The organism is Metallosphaera yellowstonensis MK1, from assembly GCF_000243315.1.
GTDB lineage: Archaea > Thermoproteota > Thermoprotei_A > Sulfolobales > Sulfolobaceae > Metallosphaera > Metallosphaera yellowstonensis.
Map to the genome: position 1 here is coordinate 1,062,981 of NZ_JH597761.1, position 16,733 is coordinate 1,079,713.

Genomic DNA, 16,733 nt, shown 5'->3' on the forward strand with positions numbered 1-16,733 from the left:
AGAGGTCATCCTTTATCACCAAAAAAAGATTTCTGTTAACACGAAAAAGGATTCAGCCCATCTGAACGTTGTTAGAAAACAGGTATGAAGTCCTCCTCCTTGAGATCCTTGACTTCTTCCCCGGTTATTCCCAACTCCGGGATGGCCGGCATGGGAACCCCGTATCTACTCAAGGTAGATCCTACCCTGAGTATAGCCATCCTCCACGCCTCTTCCTTCTCCTTAAGTTCAGGGATATAGAATCCGGCCTCCCTGGCCAGATCCTCCATGTGCTCGTTAACCTCCTGGAACCACGATGGCAGTCTCCAGAAGTCCTTGGGAGGCCTATATGTTATTAAAGAGAGGAACACGAAGCCTGCCCTGACCTGTTTCGATACGAGTTTCTTCCTCTCCTCGCTCATGGAGGACGCGTTCTCAGTCATAATGAGATGAGTGAACGCATAGTGTCTGGTTTCGTCCACAGCAGTCTTCTTGAACAACTTGGAGAACTCCTCCACTTTCGCCCCCTTGGACATGGTACTGAACACGGTGGTGGCTGCAGCTTCCCCCATCATGAAGGAGGTAAAAAGGACGTCCATGGTGTATTTACTGTAAGCCTCTAGGTATGCCTTCCAGTATCTCGACCCGTTATACCAGGCCCATAGGGTATTGAGCTTAACCTTCCTCTCCAACTCATCCTGTGGCTTAAAATTGAAGGGATACCCGGGAAGGACGCTATTGATGGCCAGTCCGCACATGACGTTGTGTCTGTTCTCGTCGAAGGTTATGGTGGTGAGCACTCCCTTAACTGCGGTGTCGAGGTGCAGTTCGTGTGCCTTTACTAGCGCATAGGCGAATACAGGGGTAGCGTTATCAAAGGTGGAGAGTAGTGACCACCAGTAGGCTATGGCCAACCTCTGTTTCCTGTCCAACCCTGACGCTATCTCCCTGACCCTGTTCCAGTCTATCTCCTCCTCGTCCCACTGTTCCCTCTTGGCCCTCCTGTAGAGTTGCCAGGCCCTCTCATTGTCGAAGTTCCACCTGGGAGGGTAGACGTTGAACTCGGGGAAAATGGGTTCAAGCTCGTAGTTTACAGACATCCTCTCACTCATTTTATAGTGATAATCTCAGTTATATAAAGATTCCTTAAAACCTATAAATGAACTAGAATATTATATATGTCTTTGCTTTATACTCCAAGGGTAAAGGAGCCCTTAGTTTCTGTGCTGTTCAGGACTTTACGTCGAGCCTCACCGTTGTCAACGGCGTCTCATAAGTCCTCTGTGATAAAACAAACGACAAACCTCGCCCGGGCAATTCAGGACTCCTTTGCGAATTGTAATATCTCTGTTGATTTGGACTTATTCAATGGAGGAATTACTGAACAGCAGTTATGGGAATCTTAGGGAGGTAATACCAAGAACTTGGTATTAGCGAGAAGTTTTTAAACGACACCGTGGACCACAATACTCCAGGGGGGAGGACGTGAGCCCCTGAGAACCACTGGATCTACTGCCACGCCCACGGGAGGTTCGAGAGGGCCAAGCTCCTCACGGTCGCCATAGTGGACCTCAAGCAGGACGTTCAAGGTTTCCCCTACGCCGTGAGGAAGATGTTGGACTTGGGGATGGTCAACGAGTTCAAGACCAAGATCGAGATGGCCAGATGTTGGACGTGCTCAAGGGGTACTTCCGCGTGTCCAGGGTAGTCTTCGACTCCAGTACTGTCCGAGAAGCTCGTGACGGACAACGTGGTGTCTGAGCTCAAGTCAAACAGAGCCCAGGGTCGAGTCGGCCCGGGGGACCCTCGAGGAGGTGGAGGGACACCTCCGAGTGTGAGACCTACACCCTGGAGTCTACTACGCCGACCTGACCCCGGTAGGCCGAGCAATTACGGTAAAGTTGCCAGTCCGGGAATATAAACGTGACTCCATGACACACGTCAGGTACCTCTACACGACCGACCTCTCGCTCAGCGAGGAGGAGATCGAGGAGGCCTGTCGGGTGGGAGACCGAGGAGCTCCACAGGGACGTCAAGGCCCTGGGACTGGAGGACTCCTCGTTCTGGAGGAGGGAGAGGCTTCAGGGCTACCTCGCGATCTTCACCGTGACCAACGTCGTCAGGGAGCTGGTGGGGGAGCTGAACCTGAGGAGCGCGGAGGCGTTCCTCAGGTCCTCGAGCGCCATTTAGGCTGATCGCCGGGGCTGATGAAAATCTTTAAGTTACGTTAAAGTCCCATAACTGCTGAAGATTTAATGAAGAGATTTAAAGGAATACAGTGCTATATATTATTGATGTCTGATAACAAAATAACAAGGTTTTCAATTTTCGGGTTTAAGGGAGGAGTGGGTAAGTCTACCGTAGCCTACTTCCTAGCCAGGGATCTGGCCATGAGGCATAGAGTTCTCCTTGTGGATCGAGATTACACCAACACTATAGGTAAGATCTACGGTTTGGACACTGGAATAATCAACGTGCTGGCTGACGGTGTGGAGGGAAAGTTCTTGGCAAGGGATGGAAACCTGAAAGTACTATCCTTAATATCGTTTCAGCCCAGAACCCTTCCCGCATTGGAGGACTTCGCCCGTTCATATTCCCAGGTACTGGAAGATGTAGATGTGGTTGTCACTGACAATCCTCCCAACCTCGATGACATAACTAGGATAGAGGCGCAGGGGTATTATAGGGCTAGGGGCGAGTTCCACTGTAACGCAATAGTGGTAACTACTCCAGGTCTGGCCCTAAGGCTCACCTTGGAACACCTAAACGAGATATCCTCATCGCTTAGAAGCTGGGTTCCAGAGGCTACGTACACTAGATTGGTGGCATTCGTGGTCAACATGGCGAGAGAGAATGTAGACGTGGAAGTACCCAGGAAGGTCGTAATACCATTCTACAGGGACATGTTATTCAAAGGATTTAGGGAGGTCCCTGAACCTAAGGAGATGGAGAAAGTGCTAGAGTATGCTGAGCAGGCAATAGCGGGGGGGGGTCCCTGTTCTATGATAAAACAAACGACAAACCTCGCCCCTTCTAGGAACGGGGTAAAGTTCTTGACTCAGACCTACTCTTACTTCTAAGGTGCCCTCTCCTGGTCAACTTCCTGGGGATGAGGAGCGGGAGCCGACCTCTCATGCGATGCCAGAGGAGGGCGTCTAGAGGTTGAGTATAAGAAGAGGAGGGCAAACGTCGTACATCTTGTACCAAGGTTTCAGGAGAGGAAACTCAGGAACAGCAGATATGGGATTTTTCGTTAGGTGTAGCCTTGAAGTCAAGGCGAAATCTGATAACTGCTGTCAGGAAGTTAGCCAACCTCTCTTCTAAGTTGTTCAACGAGTTGAACTACGAGAGGAGACAACAATTCTTCAAGCACCACGTGGACTTCGAAGCCACGTGGGACAGGTACTACGGGAAGTACAAGGAAGAACTGGGAGTTAACGCTCAAGCAGTTATGCAGAAGGACAACGAGGCCCGGTCGTCGTTCTTCACCCTTCTGAAGCTGAGGAGAGAAGGGAGTTTGCCACCCCACATCAAACACGTCGCCCCACCCAAGTAATGGAAGGATAGGGACGAGAAGGGGAGGAAGTTACTACTCGTGGTGAGGCAGGACAGGAAGGTCGTGGACGAGCAGGACCAGCTGGTCCTGAAGGACTTCGACGTGGATGTCGAGTTCGCTGGGAGGTTGAGGTGGTACGGGAAACAGGGGAGGCTAGAGATACACTACGACGACGTGGAGAACGCCTGATACGCCTCTATCCCAGTCGAGGTAGGTGTAGAGACGACGAGGAAGGGCAACAGGTCGAAACACATTGTGAAGGGTGAGAGGAAGAGTATATGGATCGAATCACCCAAGGGGAATAAGGTCGCGTCCATCGTTGGGAATAAACGTGTTGGCGAGCGTTGAGGTAGACGACACCTGGATCTTGTACAGGGGCATAAGGACAAAGGAGGGCGGTAAACCACAAACCTGTGATCCGGCCTGATGGAACCCTCATCCTCAGGACGGGGAGGAGGTCAGTTTTGGCCCCATAACTGCCCATTACTAATAATGTTGCTTTCCTTGAAAACTGCAGAAAATGAAAGGAAAAGTTTATTTTTCAGATCTTAACTTTCCACTTGTGCGTATATCCATAGTGAGTACTAAGGGTGGTGTGGGAAAGTCTACTATAGCTATCTCCCTTTCTAGGGAGTTGGCGGATAGGGGTAAAAGGGTTCTGCTAGTGGACATGGACCTATCTGGGTTTTCCTCCCTCATTGCGGGAATAAGGGAACAGGGCCTGATCTCCTCAACAGTTGACGGTAACGATTCAAATTACCTAAGGGAAGTACACACTGGCAATGGAACGTTCACAGTACTCAAATTTTGCGGTGATGGACCTAGATTAAGGAGGGATCTTGAAGTAATTAGGGACAACGAATTCCTAAGAGAAGAGGTCATCGAGGCCTACTCCTCAATAATTTCCAGGGGTTATGACTTCGTAATCTTAGACAACAGGCCCTTAGCTAACCCTCAGGAGGAAGAAGCTGGGATCGAGTGGGAAGCTTTTAGGGACACGAAACAGGAAGAGAGCTATAGGATATACGTCACTGATGCCTCTGAGTTCGATATAGAGGACACGATCAGGTATCACGAGTGGCTTGACAAGGATCCACGCGATAATACGTTCCCTCTGACCCTTGTGATCAACATGATACCTGGCAAGGAGAGGATAGAAGAGATGAGAAGTAAGATTAAAGATGTAATGAAGCGAATGAGCGTAAGGATAGGAGTGCTCATACCCTTCATTGAAGAACTGTTCGAATATTCAGGTTCACTTGACGGTATGCCCAGATTGGAACAAGTAGGAAAGTTGGCTCAAAGGTTGCTTGACAGTAGCCTGGAGGATTACATCGTAATCGAGTGATTCGTATCCGTTATAGAAGAGGAGTTTAAAGGGGGCTGAAAATCTCGCCCTTAGGCGGGGATGGAAAGCCCCCAACATTTAAATATAACTTGGATTTTTCATTGGCAATCGCGGATAGGGTGAGAGTCACCTAGACACTTGAGCTAGAGTCAACGACGTACGCCTCTGCCCCACCAGACGGCCCTTCCCCTGATCGACTTCCTGGGGATAACGTAGCTCGTGCTAACTGTTGCCACCAACTACAATCTATCGACCTGTTTCCTTATTGTTAGGAATATTACAACATTCCTTTTCTTATTAATATTATAATATATATTTAATTAATTCATGCAAAATTACAAAAAATTAAAAGAGTTATTACAATTCACGATGGAAACCTAAATGGACCGAAACCTGAGCACATGATGAATAATCTAAACTGCCTTACTTAATTCTGACCTATTTTTCCGAGGAGGTGAGTTTGAATCTACCGTAAATGCCGAGATCCCCCCTCACAATATTTAACTAAAGATTATAACCAGCTAATGACGAGTGAAAGCAAGTTCTCAGAACGTGAGGAGATCGAGCCCAACTTTGTCCAGGGAGCTCATCCATTGCAGGAACTTCTTGACGTTATCTCCCTGGAACACTGAACCGTGCTGCGGAGCTATGAAGTCTATTTGTAGGCCTCTTATCCTGTTCAACCAGAGCTCTATGGCCTTCCTGCTCGGTATGTACCTCCTATGGAAGGCCTCCATCAGTTTGGCGTGTTCTTCAAAGTCCTCGACGATCAGGTACCAGGTACCTTTAGGGAATATGGCAGCTCCCATGTCGCCAGAGAAGTAACCCCTGGAGATGGGGTCATAGAAGTGAAAGTTCCCAGGAGAGTGAAGGAAGTGAGCTGGTATCGCCTCAATGAAACTCGACCCAAAGGGGATCCTCATCCCCATGTCGGGTATTTCGTTGATCTTCTCACTTACCTCCTGGCCGAGGTGTGGAAGGAATCTCTCCCAGAGCTCGGACACGTAGATCTGTGCGTTTGGGGCCACGTCGACCCATAGGTTGAGTGCACCTACTACGTCCGGGTCCTGATGGCTGAACAGTAGTAGCGAGATGTTCTCAGGCTTCAAGAATTCCTGGACAGAGTTCAATACTCTTTCGAAGACGAAGTAACCTCCAGCGTCAAGTATCGCTCCCTTTTCTCCGTCCCTGATTAGGTATTGGTTTGTGAGAACTCCCTTCTCTGCATCTGACTCATCAAGACCCAACCATATGAAGGAGTGATCTTTCTCTTCAAAGATTACATAAGGCTTATGTACTTTCATGACGTCACCTCAAGTACTTTGGGACTTAGAGCCACGTAAACGTGGATCTTGAAACCACCCTTCAAGATGTTCAGTGATCCCTCCTCGAGAGACTCCCTTCCTTCCCTCACGACGTAGACCCCCTTCATCTCTCCTCCCACAAAGAGTAACCTAAAACTGCCTTCCCCGCTACCGGAGATATATATGACGGGGTACTGCGAGTATTGGGATATGATTTCCTGTAAGTAGTCCACGAGCTCGCCTTCCTTAACATCTACCACCTCTGACTTCACCAGCTTGGACTTCATCAGTAGCTTTGTTATGAAGGAGACCTTAGAGAGGGACTGGGAGTAATCACCTCTGGTGCTGACTGAGGGGAGTTTCTCCACCTCCTTTCTTAAACCCTCCTGCAATTCCTTAGCAATGAGCTTTACGGCCTTGTTTACAACCCACTCCCTCTCACCGGAGTAACTCACAGAGATCGTCAATTCCCTCTCATTCCTCGAAGAGAATAAAATCACTAGGCTGTTCCCCCTTTGATCTGCTAACTTGTATTCCACCATCCTAGGTCCAAGGATGGCAGCGGAGACCTCGTAGGTAGATTCATGAGTTAGCATCACTCTTCTGAACCTCAGCTTAACTTTGTTTCCCTGTATGCTCACCACTCCAGGGAGGTGCGATATGACCACGTCCCTGTCCTTGGCAAGTCCTAGCAATCGATCTGCAGGGGATTCAGCGATTTCCACGGAAAATGATCCCATTATCTTCCGTTCAAAGAAAGCGCCATTAAGTTTTGTTAATTAACGGAAACCGTGTAGGACGTAAAACATTGTTAACGTAATTAGTCCAGCATAAATTAACCCAGTCTTACGACCAGGGTGGGCCTCATTGAATTTTCATGACTTTGTATCCAATCCTCAGCCCTTGGGCTTCACAGGGGTCACGGGGAAACCCGTTACTCCGCCCCCTTAGCGGGGTAACCCCAACCCACCTACTCCCGGTGGGAGTGAGAAAGAGGTGGGGAAACCCGCACATCTTGAGGTAGATATTCAGTGATGCGTTAAGTTGCCTGTCCAGGGTGAACCCACACCTCTCACACTTGAAAGTCCTACCTTTCGGGATAAGCTATGGCTATTTTAGAAACCTCGTTATTGAGTATCATTCTAAGTAACTTGAGGGACCCTTCCTCTTCACGTTCAATGAAGATCCCACGTCGGTTATTACCTGGTAGTATTCCTTAACGTTCTCCTCGAGGTACTTAACTTGGTTCACTAGATCGTCCTTTCGTGTGTTTGATGATACCCTAGCGTATAATATTACTTTCCTCTTTCTAACAATACCCATTAACTTCTCTAGGTCCTTCTCCCTGAACCTCCACTTCCCAATCTCTAGTACAGGTTTAATGTAACCCTTCTTAACATATTCCCTAACTGTAGCATAGGATATTCCTAAGCGTTGGCGGACTTCCTTAGGTCTTAGCATCATATAAGAGTTTATGATGAAATAATATAAACTTTACGGTTTATCGGAAACTGTTGACGAGGCTTCCCTCCTACAGCTCTCGGCCTCGGTTGGCTCTGAGGAACTTTCCAGGGAGTGAGTTCAAGTTCCTCTCACTGGTATGGCCTCAAGCCTTACTATGGACTTGGCAAATATCCCCTTTACCAAACTGTTCCACAGACGCGAGGGTACCCTTTCCTTTCTGGACTCTTCGTCGTTCCCCACACCACCTATCTTTATCTTCATCTCTGTGGCTACCCTCCTAAGGCCGAAAACACACTCGGCGTAAACGGGACAGGCGGGGCATGAGTATTTATCTGAACCCATATCGATGAAGATTAAGTGATTGTTGGACGTGTATAGTATACCCACGTCCAGATCCAGTGAACTCTCCCTCGGAATGAAGGGAAGGACAGCCTTAAACGCTATGGCGTTATCCTCAACTAATCCCATCCTTTTGAGGTCCTCGAGGATATAATAGTAATAACTTTTACTCATGCCCAAGGTCTGCCTCCTATCTGTGGAGAGTACCTTCATGTAGTTCTCGGTGCCCAACCTGTTGAAGTTCTCCCTGCTTAGCATAACTATCTTCTCAGTTTTCTTTACTGGTCTATCTGTGTTCAATATCCGGTAGTCGCACATTGTTATCGTGTAAAGTAACACTTTAAAAACATTAAAATGAATTTACATATCATTTCTTCTTAGGCACTTTAACGGCCTTTACCCAACTGAGCTCCCATGAGCTTAGTGAGCGAGGCCAGGGTGTTTACCCGTGGCGTAACTTTTCCTTACTTTTAATTACTTCTAATTCCACCACGGGCACCCCTCTTAAGGGATCATACAGGGTCACCCTTAACTCATTGGGGCTAGTCGAGGGAAACACCACTACCCTCCCATCCACCTTCCTTGCCAAGTTAAGGGGAGCAATAGAATCCCTCTCCAAAAGAACTTCACCGCTTTCCAGGTACCTAGCGTTCACCTTCAGTACTTTTACACCCCCACCCTCGTGAGCAGTGCCCGTCATCAGGTAGGGGTTTAAAACTTTGATAACTTTCTCAACTACCTGCTTTCTCTTCTTCAACTTCTCACCGTTAAATGGGTTGATGGAGGAAGTGTAGGACTCAGAGACCTCCGCGACGTCTATCGGCTGAGTTTTCAACATCTCCAGGAATTTAACAACACTCCACTGGTGAATCCTATGCCTAAGCTTAGCAGTCTTGTTACCCTCCATCTTCTCCTTAGACCTTGAGGAGAACTTACCAACAATAACCTTAGCCTTTAAATCCCTAGCTAACTCCACGACTCTCTTAACAGTCTTCCTCAACACGTCAATTTTCCTCTCCCTCTCCCTTAATTTCCTCAACTTCTTCTTAACCAGTTCGTCCTTAGTTGAATGCCCCTTAGTAATCTCTTCCCTCCTCAAGGAGTAGTTCATGACAACCCTCCCTAACCCAGTCTCATATCTTCTCAACTCCTTGAGTTTAAAACCCTCGAAGACTGCTAAAGTGACGTTATTCTCATTAACGTCAATAGAGATATGATTGCCGTCTTTCGTTTCAACCTCAACCTCCTTCTCAAAAGTCAACCAAACTAGGACTTTCCTACCAACTAATCTTAACTTAAGCTCTTGCGAAACCCTCCAACTCTCATGCAAGTAACGAATAAGCTGTCTAGTTACCATGAGGGGAATCTCGACCCAACCCTTGTGGGTTAGGACGGTGACAGAAACCTTGTTAAACCTCCAATTAACCATGTTAGGAATAGTGATTACAACTCTCTTGTACTCCGGTTTATCCTTCCTCGTTAACCCTCTCTTTTTCCTTTCTCTGAAACTCTTAACAATCCTTCCAGCAACGATATAAGAACCTTCAATAACCCTTGAAGGCAGGAAGGGGTACTTCTCCTTATAGTCACTGTAAAATCTCTCGTGCAACTTCTTCCTAGTGGTCTGTAAGCGCTTTGATAGGATTACCCCAATCATTTCGTTAACGATCTTCCCCTGATGTTCCTCAACCTCCTTAAGAACGCGGTATTTCCACTCGTTCAAGAAGTCACCCTCTAGTTTAACCGTCCTTTTCAACGTTTTCAACACATTTTACCACCTTCTCATACTCTTGGCCGTAAATTCTAGAGGCGAATGACTTGACGATTTCTACGAAGTCCTCCACTAGCTCCTGCGTGTGATCCTTATCATCTTGGGAAGCCACAATAACGTTTACTCCGTAAGCTTTGAATAACTCTACGAGGTATTCGAAGCCGAAACGTGTTAGCCTGTCCTTATAAGCTACTACAACTGCGTCAATTTGCCTCCTCTTGGCTAATTCTATTAACTTCTTTAACCCTCCCCTATCCTCTTTCAATCCGGAACCTATATCTTTGACTTCTATCACACTCACTTCACCGAGAGTTTTCCTAACCCATTCTCTCAATGCGCCCAACTGCCTCTCCAAGTCGTCCTTTTGCGTTCACGAAACTCTAGCATATCGCTACTTGTTTAACCCTTCCACCGCCAGACAACAATCTTTCAATTTCGCTGTAAGGTATTCTCCACCTACCGTTAACCTCAACAACCTTTATCTTCCCCTCCCTTACTTAATGACACCACTCCTACTCACGCCGAATATTTCAGCAACCTCAATAGGTGTTAGATACCTCTCCACAGTAATTAAAAGTAACTAGAAATATTTAAAAGTCACGTGAAAGTGCTATAGTCTCTTTCCTACAGTCGACTCCATGATATCCCTTGCCCGTTAAGACTGCCAGAAATCTGCACCCTCCCATGCACATGGGGAGGAAAGGACAGTCTGTACAGCTATTCATCTTTTCGCACTAGAGACCCCGTCCGTAACGGTAGACCTAAAATCACCTCCTTGAAAATAAATCTATATTATTAATAAGCGGTTCTATTGATTTAAATAGAAAATCTTTTAGATAGAATAAATCATCAGAAAACAAGAGTATTAGGAGTAACCTGAACTGCTCCCTCCTCACTTCCCCCTTGAACACGGTGTACAGGGAGTGGAAGGCCACGGCCAGCACGAAGATCAACGTGCGGAAGACGAACTTGGTGGAACTGGTGAAGGGGAGGAACGCCTTGATGTTCCGGTAAGAGGTCTCTATGGGACCCCTCACCTTGTTGTACAAGTCCAACACCTCCCCCTTCGGTAGGTCGAGGTTCGTAGCCCTAGCGAAGTAAACAACCTTCTTCCTCTTCCCCTTCTCCCTACCGTAGACCAAAAGCCTGAACTCGACCTGCTCGTCCCTCCTGTGCCTCTTACTGTTCGTCTCGTACTCGCCGTCGAACTCCTGGTAGACCTTCACGTCCCCAACAGGAACTCCGATTACGTACTTGAACTGCGAAACGAAGTTGAGCACGTCAATCGTGTAGAAACCAGCGTCGAGAGTCATCAACCTTACCTTGAACCCCATGGCGACGACTTGCTCCACGAGGGCCTTCACGACCTCATCCTTGGTCATCCCCTTGACTTGAGTGATGAAAGCTAGTAGGAGCACTTTCCCATCTTTAGTCGTCGCAGTTGCGTAGTTCCAAGAGCTCCCCTCCTCCGAACTCCCGAGCCCCTCCACCGGTCTCCCGTACCAGGTCTTGGTCGTCCAGTCTATTGAGAGGTCTATCTCCCTTACTCCCTTCAGTACCTTCAAGGATATCTTCCTCACTTGTTCCAACAGCTTTTCCACCACTTCCACCCCTTGCTCCTCCACGTAATTCCTCACGGTCTGTGGGGACACGCCGTACGCCCTCGACTTGCTTTCCACAGAATCGTTCCATAAACACGCTGAGATGAGGGTTCTCGCCACCTCTTCCCCTCTCTTTCCCTTGAAGTTCAGCATGGAAAGTAATTTATATCCCATTTGTTGTACGTTGTTTTGGTGAGGGAGTACCGGTGTTATCACCTTGATCTCCCACACGGTAATACCACATCTCCCTCACCTTAAACCTTTCTTCAACTGAATTCTTAATACCCTTATAAATCCTGTTATCTATCATGAATCGATATTATTCTGTCAGAATTATTTTTCATAATACGATTTTGGGTCTACCGAAGGGCGGAGGAGGATGAGTGGGGCAATGCCCCATGACTCTGTTGAAGCCCAAGGGCTGAGGATTGATATGAAATATTATGAAATCCTATGAAGCCCGAACCCCCAAGAACTTTAAGGGAACACTGACGTAACCTCTCGGTAATTACAACGAGGTTGGGGAGCTTTCCCGCAGGAGCCCGTCCTTAAAGATATCCTCCAGGTAACAAGAGGGATCCTTCCCCCAGAGGTCTCCAGTGTAGACCAACGCTCTTCCCCTCAATCCTCCGTTGCACACATCAAAGAAGGGGCAGGAGGAACACTTCACATACCTCTTCCTCTCTCTCAACATCTTCACCAAGGGTCTCGGCTCATCCCATATCTCCCTCAAGTTCTCAACTCTTCCCAACGGAACCGGAGTGAACTGATCCGGGTAGACTATTCCCTCGGGAGAGATATCTGCGATCCTCTCGCCAGACTTGTTCCCCCCATTCTTCCTCAGGAGATCGAGGACATTAACGCTCTTGGTGAGGGAGTACACCAGGATTCCGTCTACCGGATTATCGGCAGTGAGCACTTCCCATTTACCTGCCTTGGTCCGCTCCACTATCTTCTTCACGACAGATAGCCTGGTCTTGTTATCTATGTCAAGACTCCTGTCTGCCCTTCCTGCGTAGGCCAGATGATAGAAACATACCCTGTCAACCTCCTCCCTCTCCATGAGTTGGAACACGAAGTCCACATGTTCAACGTTGTCCTTGGTCAGGGTGAATCTAAACCCGGTCTTGAATCCCAACTCCTTAGCCAACCTAACGCCCTTGAGTGCCTTTGAGAAGGCTCCCTCTACCCCCCTAAACCGATCGTGTACTGGTTCAGGGCCGTCTATGCTCACCCCAACGTAATCTATCAGTCCTCGCAGTTCCTCTAACCTCTCCCTCGTCAGCATGGTGCCGTTGGTAGATAGCTCAACCCTTATTCCCCTCTCGTGGGCCTCCTTAGCGATCACGTGGACATCCCTCCTGGACAACGGTTCTCCACCTGACAAGAGGACGTGCTTGACTCCCATATCGGAGGCCTGTTTCACGGCGTTTAACCAGGAACTTAGGGGGAGATCTTGGAACAGACCGATGCCTGACCCAGAGTAGCAATGCTTACATCTCAGATTACAATTCCTGGTGACGTTGAAGACCAGGACTGAGGGGTACTTATCCTTTATGCCAGAGTACCTTATCCTATCTGCGTCCTCCACCTTCCCACTTATCAACCGTGATATGCTTATCATACTCTCATCCTCACCCTAGTAGGAACGTAAGAACAGAAGGGATCCTCCGCCAGAAAGTCTTCAGTTATACTGAACGCCCTGGCCCTGCAACCTCCACAGACGGTTCTAAATTCACAGATCCCGCACTTGCCTCCCAACTTATCTGGATCCCTCAGAGCCCTAAAGACTGGGGAGGAATCATATATCTCACTGAATTTCCTGTGTCTTACGTTGCCCGTAGGGATCGGGAGGAACCCGCATGGGTACACTGTGCCGTCGTATGCCACGAAAGCGTAACCGTTTCCTGCCATACAACCTCTCGCCCCATGGATGCTCCTCCTCCCATACGTGTTGTCTGGGGGGACCGGTCTGATTCCCATCTCGTTCATTACTCTGACTAGGTAAGGTGCGCAGGTCATCCTTACGTTTAGGCCCTCCAATCTCCACTTGGCAACAGTCCTCATTACCATATCACCCTCGTACGGGGAGATCATCATTTCCCTCGTGGCCCTACCGGTAGGTATCAACATGAAGATGTCCCAATACCTAGGGTTGAAGGACATTACCGCCTCCCTGACTTCCTCCAACCTGTTCACGTTGTATTTACTGACGGTAGTATTTATCTGGACAGGTACCCCTACCTCCTGTAAGGAGGAGATCGCCTTGCTGGCCATCTTGAACGCGCCCCTCACACCCCTGAACTCGTCGTGTATCTCCTCCGGTCCGTCTACACTTATGGAGACTATGGAGACGCCGGAGTCCTTGATCTCCTGTGCTACGCTGACGTCTATCCTGCTACCACTGGGGGAGAGGGCGGTGGTTATTCTCGACGATGAGTACGAGAGTATCTCAAAGATGTCCTCTCTCTTGAGGGCGTCCCCTCCGCTCACCACGAAGAGCTTCACTCCAGAAGACGCTAGATCGTCTATTAACCTCTTTATCTCCCAGGTCTCCAGTTCTCCAGGAAGTCTGTGGGGGAGGGCGACTGCTCTACAGTGCTTACACGCTAAGTCACACGCCTTAGTACTCTCCAATACAACCACGTGCGGAGCTACCATCTCTCCACCACCTCCCCGTGATAGGGGATGAGATATCTAAAGGGAAGAGAAAGTAATCGTTTGAAGGATTTCAGAGCCTTGACGTAGTCCCAAGAGAAGAAGGCCAAGGGAGGTGAAGGTTCACCATGAGGAGCCCTGACCGCATCGCCAGTGACGAGTACTACGCCATCGTGAAGGGCTATGTGGCCCGGAGTGTGACCAGGAACATGTATCACTTTGAAGCCAGCCAAGTTCTCTCCGCCCTTCAGTTTGACGTCAACAGTGACTGGATGGAAGCTAATGCCGTTGATTCTCCTCAAGGTCTCTTGAAATTCCTCCTCGCCTATCCCCAGCTCCTCCTTAACGGAGTCATAGGGCAGGTCGAATCTCCTGGGGTGGAGTAGGTATTCCTCCTCGTCCGCGTGAGCGTAAACCTTAGCCTTACTTATCCTCCTGATTTCCTCAGCGTTACCGCTGTGATCTGGGTGCCAATGTGTCACCACTACGTCTGAGATGTCCTCTAGAGAGAACCCCCACGCATCGAGGTATTTGGATATCTCGTCGAGGTAACCTGGTAGTCCAGTATCTATCATCATGATCCCTCCAGAGGGACCACCTTCCACCATCACTATGTTGTGATTCAGTGTAGTTCCGAAGAAATCTGGCTCCACCAACTCGATCACTCTCACTCTATTGAGCTTCACCATGTCCCCCAAACCTCTGGATCAATTCCAACGGAACCTCAACTTTCCCTAACTTTAACTCACCTAGTGGTCTACCCTCCACAGTTATCACGTTCCTGGCCACTGCGTCACAGTAACCGCAGTCCTCACAACTTCTGGTTTCGCAATCGTTATGTCTGAAAAAGGTCAGCCACTTTGGTGGGAATTTAGAGTTGTCCACGTAAACTTCCTTTAGGACATCATAATCCTTAGGCCCACCCACCCTCTCCACTACTCTTGGAGTAGCCCTGCCCTGTGGGTAACTCACAATGTCCAGGAGGTTTCCCTGATACCTCCTCTCCGAATAGGCCTTCACTGCCCTGACTAGCCATTCGGTCTTCTTGTTCCTTCCGGCTATCTTGAAACGATCTATCCCTAGGGTTTCGTAGAAGCTTAAGTCTTCCGGTCTTATCCACCTCATCCTTATGATGTTGGCGATATCGTTCCTAACGTCAGTGGCACAGAACAGTATGGGATACTCGAACCAGAAGTTCACGGAGTCCTGAGATGAGGCCAGTGAGGAGATCAAGTCGTGGGTCCTCCTGTAGACGCATCCCCAGAGACAGGAGTTGTTGGCTATTAGCTCCAGGTCCACCTTTCCCCTAAACCTCTGAAGTGAATTGAGGAGCTTGAAGTTCCTATTGTCGTCCTCGTGTAATATGATCGTGTCCGCACCCAGCGATACGAAGTTCTCAACCTCCCTTATGTTGTAGACCCTGGCGTATGAGGAGACTGAGACCTCCAGGTCAGGATGTTCATCCTTGATGAGCTTTATTAGGAAGGGTAGGGCGACCACGAACCCATCCACTCCCAAGTTCACCAGTGTCTCTATCTCTCTCCTCAACCTTTCCACAAACTCCCTGGAGTACTCCCTTCCGTGGAGGGTAGCTGTATTCATTGTGTATAGGAACTTAATCTTAGCTCCATGTACCACGTCCAGGTGTTCCTTGAACCTCCTCTCGCTAACTTCAGGGAGTAGGAAGGAGGCCCTGCCGTGTCCCGTCAGCGTCCTCTGATGGCTTCCGAAGACGTGGGTTACCGGGTAGCCCTTCACCTGCTCTATTAGGGAGTTGTCAAAGTTCGTTGCAACGACGAGTCTCATGAAATTAAGTACATTTTTATTATATTTAAAGCTGATATACAATTAACGACCTTTAACGGTAAATAATAATAATACTTCAAAGGGGGTAAACGGGCTTTAAACTTCCCTTCGTGTCACTCAAGGACTGGTTCAACCACTACGCCGACTTCCTTGCCGACCGTCCTCGAGTGGTATTTGAACTGACCTCCTCTCCGCCATGTCGGTAGACCCAAGATCGCTCTTCTAAAAATATTTGATCTACTATTTTAATTTTGAGCAAGGGAGGCATTAAGGTGTGAGTCGAGTAATGCTCGTGAGCAGGATGAAGGGGGAATACGATCGATCTACGTACAGGTTTGTGTCACAGTGGTCCTGTTCAAACTCTCTTCCTTAGGTAGGTCAAAGTTAGATATCCTCATAGTCCTTACGTTCTCCACCAGATTTTCCTTTATTCTCTTTATGAGCTCCTTCCATGCCTCCCTCGGATTGGCCTTGGATAAGGGTACTTTCACTTCTCTGGCCAACGTCTTCAAGGACTGAACACAGTAGCTCTTTACGGTACAATTCCCGCAGGCGAGGTCGTCTCTCTTTAAATCCATGAGGAGAACCTCCCTGTTCTCCGTAACATACATTATGCCGTCTCCTATCTCGATCCTATCACCCCTAACCTGGAACGGGAGAGCGACCTTGAAGGCCAACGCGTTATCCTTGATCAGCCCCATCTCTCTAAACCTCTCGAGTACAAGGTAGAAGTAACTCTTGCTCATATCCTCCCTCTCGTGGGTAGAGAGCACGGAGATATACTTCTTGTTAGTCAATTTTTCAAAATTTTCATTATGTAGTAAAACAACATTCTTTTCTATAATAGGCCGGTCAACTTTAGAAATGTTAAAGTAACACATGATCTCAATAATGTTATTACATATTT

General features: G+C 48.3%; 15 protein-coding genes and 4 pseudogenes. 5 read left to right on the forward strand and 14 right to left on the reverse strand.

All coding sequences use genetic code 11. The features are described from left to right. Nucleotides 1-71: 71 nt before the first annotated feature. Entirely contained in the window at nucleotides 72-1,079 is a 1,008-nt protein-coding gene (locus METMK1DRAFT_RS06340) for a ribonucleotide reductase subunit beta (RefSeq protein ID WP_009071904.1), read from the reverse strand. Nucleotides 1,080-1,443: 364 nt separating this feature from the next. On the opposite strand from METMK1DRAFT_RS06340, the pseudogene METMK1DRAFT_RS20030 reads away from it, so the two are divergent. From METMK1DRAFT_RS20030 to METMK1DRAFT_RS06355, 5 genes and pseudogenes are all read left to right on the forward strand, one after another. Beyond that, nucleotides 1,444-2,174 (forward strand): annotated as a pseudogene (locus tag METMK1DRAFT_RS20030) (IS701 family transposase); the annotation flags it as partial. Nucleotides 2,175-2,273: 99 nt separating this feature from the next. Beyond that, a complete protein-coding gene (locus tag METMK1DRAFT_RS06345) occupies nucleotides 2,274-3,059 on the forward strand; it encodes a tyrosine-protein kinase family protein (protein WP_155812310.1) in 786 nt (261 codons plus the stop codon). 185 nt (nucleotides 3,060-3,244) lie between these two features. Next, on the forward strand, nucleotides 3,245-3,535 hold the full coding sequence (locus tag METMK1DRAFT_RS15570) for a transposase (RefSeq protein ID WP_009071910.1): 291 nt from the start codon (nucleotides 3,245-3,247) through the stop codon (nucleotides 3,533-3,535). A gap of 39 nt (nucleotides 3,536-3,574) precedes the next feature. Next, nucleotides 3,575-3,724: a transposase gene (locus METMK1DRAFT_RS17510; RefSeq protein ID WP_009071912.1), complete on the forward strand. Its 150-nt coding sequence runs from the start codon at nucleotides 3,575-3,577 to the stop codon at nucleotides 3,722-3,724. A 373-nt stretch (nucleotides 3,725-4,097) separates the two neighbouring features. After that, on the forward strand, nucleotides 4,098-4,883 hold the full coding sequence (locus tag METMK1DRAFT_RS06355) for a ParA family protein (RefSeq protein ID WP_048087469.1): 786 nt from the start codon (nucleotides 4,098-4,100) through the stop codon (nucleotides 4,881-4,883). A 545-nt stretch (nucleotides 4,884-5,428) separates the two neighbouring features. On the opposite strand, the gene METMK1DRAFT_RS06360 is transcribed toward METMK1DRAFT_RS06355, so the two are convergent. From METMK1DRAFT_RS06360 to METMK1DRAFT_RS06415, 13 genes and pseudogenes are all read right to left on the reverse strand, one after another. Then, on the reverse strand, nucleotides 5,429-6,187 hold the full coding sequence (locus tag METMK1DRAFT_RS06360; RefSeq protein WP_009071918.1) for an oxygen-binding di-iron domain-containing protein: 759 nt from the start codon (nucleotides 6,185-6,187) through the stop codon (nucleotides 5,429-5,431). After that, a complete protein-coding gene (locus METMK1DRAFT_RS06365; RefSeq protein WP_009071920.1) occupies nucleotides 6,184-6,927 on the reverse strand; it encodes a hypothetical protein in 744 nt (247 codons plus the stop codon). The genes METMK1DRAFT_RS06360 and METMK1DRAFT_RS06365 overlap by 4 nt, the downstream gene beginning before the upstream one ends. A 124-nt stretch (nucleotides 6,928-7,051) precedes the next feature. Then, nucleotides 7,052-7,279 (reverse strand): annotated as a pseudogene (locus METMK1DRAFT_RS16325) (zinc ribbon domain-containing protein); the annotation flags it as partial. Further along, nucleotides 7,278-7,648: pseudogene (locus METMK1DRAFT_RS06370) on the reverse strand (helix-turn-helix domain-containing protein); the annotation flags it as partial. The pseudogenes METMK1DRAFT_RS06370 and METMK1DRAFT_RS16325, both read right to left, overlap by 2 nt. 120 nt (nucleotides 7,649-7,768) lie before the next feature. Further along, complete coding sequence (locus METMK1DRAFT_RS06375; protein WP_009071925.1) at nucleotides 7,769-8,308, reverse strand: hypothetical protein; 540 nt, start codon at nucleotides 8,306-8,308, stop codon at nucleotides 7,769-7,771. 124 nt (nucleotides 8,309-8,432) lie between these two features. After that, the gene (locus METMK1DRAFT_RS06380; RefSeq protein WP_048087471.1) at nucleotides 8,433-9,758 is read right to left on the reverse strand and encodes an IS200/IS605 family accessory protein TnpB-related protein; all 1,326 of its coding nucleotides are present in this window, start codon (nucleotides 9,756-9,758) and stop codon (nucleotides 8,433-8,435) included. Beyond that, nucleotides 9,730-10,326: pseudogene (locus tag METMK1DRAFT_RS06385) on the reverse strand (IS607 family transposase). Before METMK1DRAFT_RS06385 ends, METMK1DRAFT_RS06380 begins: the two are co-directional and overlap by 29 nt. Before the next feature lie 202 nt (nucleotides 10,327-10,528). Further along, entirely contained in the window at nucleotides 10,529-11,578 is a 1,050-nt protein-coding gene (locus METMK1DRAFT_RS06390; RefSeq protein ID WP_048087682.1) for an ISH3 family transposase, read from the reverse strand. A gap of 292 nt (nucleotides 11,579-11,870) precedes the next feature. Then, nucleotides 11,871-12,986, reverse strand: coding sequence for a radical SAM/SPASM domain-containing protein (locus METMK1DRAFT_RS06395; RefSeq protein ID WP_009071932.1), 1,116 nt, complete (start codon nucleotides 12,984-12,986; stop codon nucleotides 11,871-11,873). Beyond that, complete coding sequence (locus METMK1DRAFT_RS06400; RefSeq protein ID WP_009071934.1) at nucleotides 12,983-14,023, reverse strand: radical SAM/SPASM domain-containing protein; 1,041 nt, start codon at nucleotides 14,021-14,023, stop codon at nucleotides 12,983-12,985. Before METMK1DRAFT_RS06400 ends, METMK1DRAFT_RS06395 begins: the two co-directional genes overlap by 4 nt. Further along, nucleotides 14,017-14,709, reverse strand: coding sequence for an MBL fold metallo-hydrolase (locus METMK1DRAFT_RS06405; RefSeq protein WP_009071937.1), 693 nt, complete (start codon nucleotides 14,707-14,709; stop codon nucleotides 14,017-14,019). Before METMK1DRAFT_RS06405 ends, METMK1DRAFT_RS06400 begins: the two co-directional genes overlap by 7 nt. After that, nucleotides 14,693-15,826 carry a peptidase U32 family protein gene (locus tag METMK1DRAFT_RS06410; protein WP_009071939.1) on the reverse strand — a complete coding sequence of 378 codons (1,134 nt, stop codon included), beginning with the start codon at nucleotides 15,824-15,826 and terminating at the stop codon, nucleotides 14,693-14,695. The genes METMK1DRAFT_RS06405 and METMK1DRAFT_RS06410 overlap by 17 nt, the downstream gene beginning before the upstream one ends. 323 nt (nucleotides 15,827-16,149) lie before the next feature. Continuing rightward, on the reverse strand, nucleotides 16,150-16,623 hold the full coding sequence (locus tag METMK1DRAFT_RS06415) for a hypothetical protein (protein ID WP_216586090.1): 474 nt from the start codon (nucleotides 16,621-16,623) through the stop codon (nucleotides 16,150-16,152). Nucleotides 16,624-16,733 lie beyond the last annotated feature (110 nt).

Coding starts and splice junctions, on each gene's coding strand:
- METMK1DRAFT_RS06365 (WP_009071920.1), bottom strand. CDS start 6,927: ATGGGATCATTTTCCGTGGAAATCGCTGAATCCCCTGCAGATCGATTG.
- METMK1DRAFT_RS06340 (WP_009071904.1), bottom strand. CDS start 1,079: ATGTCTGTAAACTACGAGCTTGAACCCATTTTCCCCGAGTTCAACGTC.
- METMK1DRAFT_RS06375 (WP_009071925.1), bottom strand. CDS start 8,308: ATGTGCGACTACCGGATATTGAACACAGATAGACCAGTAAAGAAAACT.
- METMK1DRAFT_RS06400 (WP_009071934.1), bottom strand. CDS start 14,023: ATGGTAGCTCCGCACGTGGTTGTATTGGAGAGTACTAAGGCGTGTGAC.
- METMK1DRAFT_RS06405 (WP_009071937.1), bottom strand. CDS start 14,709: ATGGTGAAGCTCAATAGAGTGAGAGTGATCGAGTTGGTGGAGCCAGAT.
- METMK1DRAFT_RS06410 (WP_009071939.1), bottom strand. CDS start 15,826: ATGAGACTCGTCGTTGCAACGAACTTTGACAACTCCCTAATAGAGCAG.
- METMK1DRAFT_RS06395 (WP_009071932.1), bottom strand. CDS start 12,986: ATGATAAGCATATCACGGTTGATAAGTGGGAAGGTGGAGGACGCAGAT.
- METMK1DRAFT_RS06360 (WP_009071918.1), bottom strand. CDS start 6,187: ATGAAAGTACATAAGCCTTATGTAATCTTTGAAGAGAAAGATCACTCC.
- METMK1DRAFT_RS06345 (WP_155812310.1), top strand. CDS start 2,274: ATGTCTGATAACAAAATAACAAGGTTTTCAATTTTCGGGTTTAAGGGA.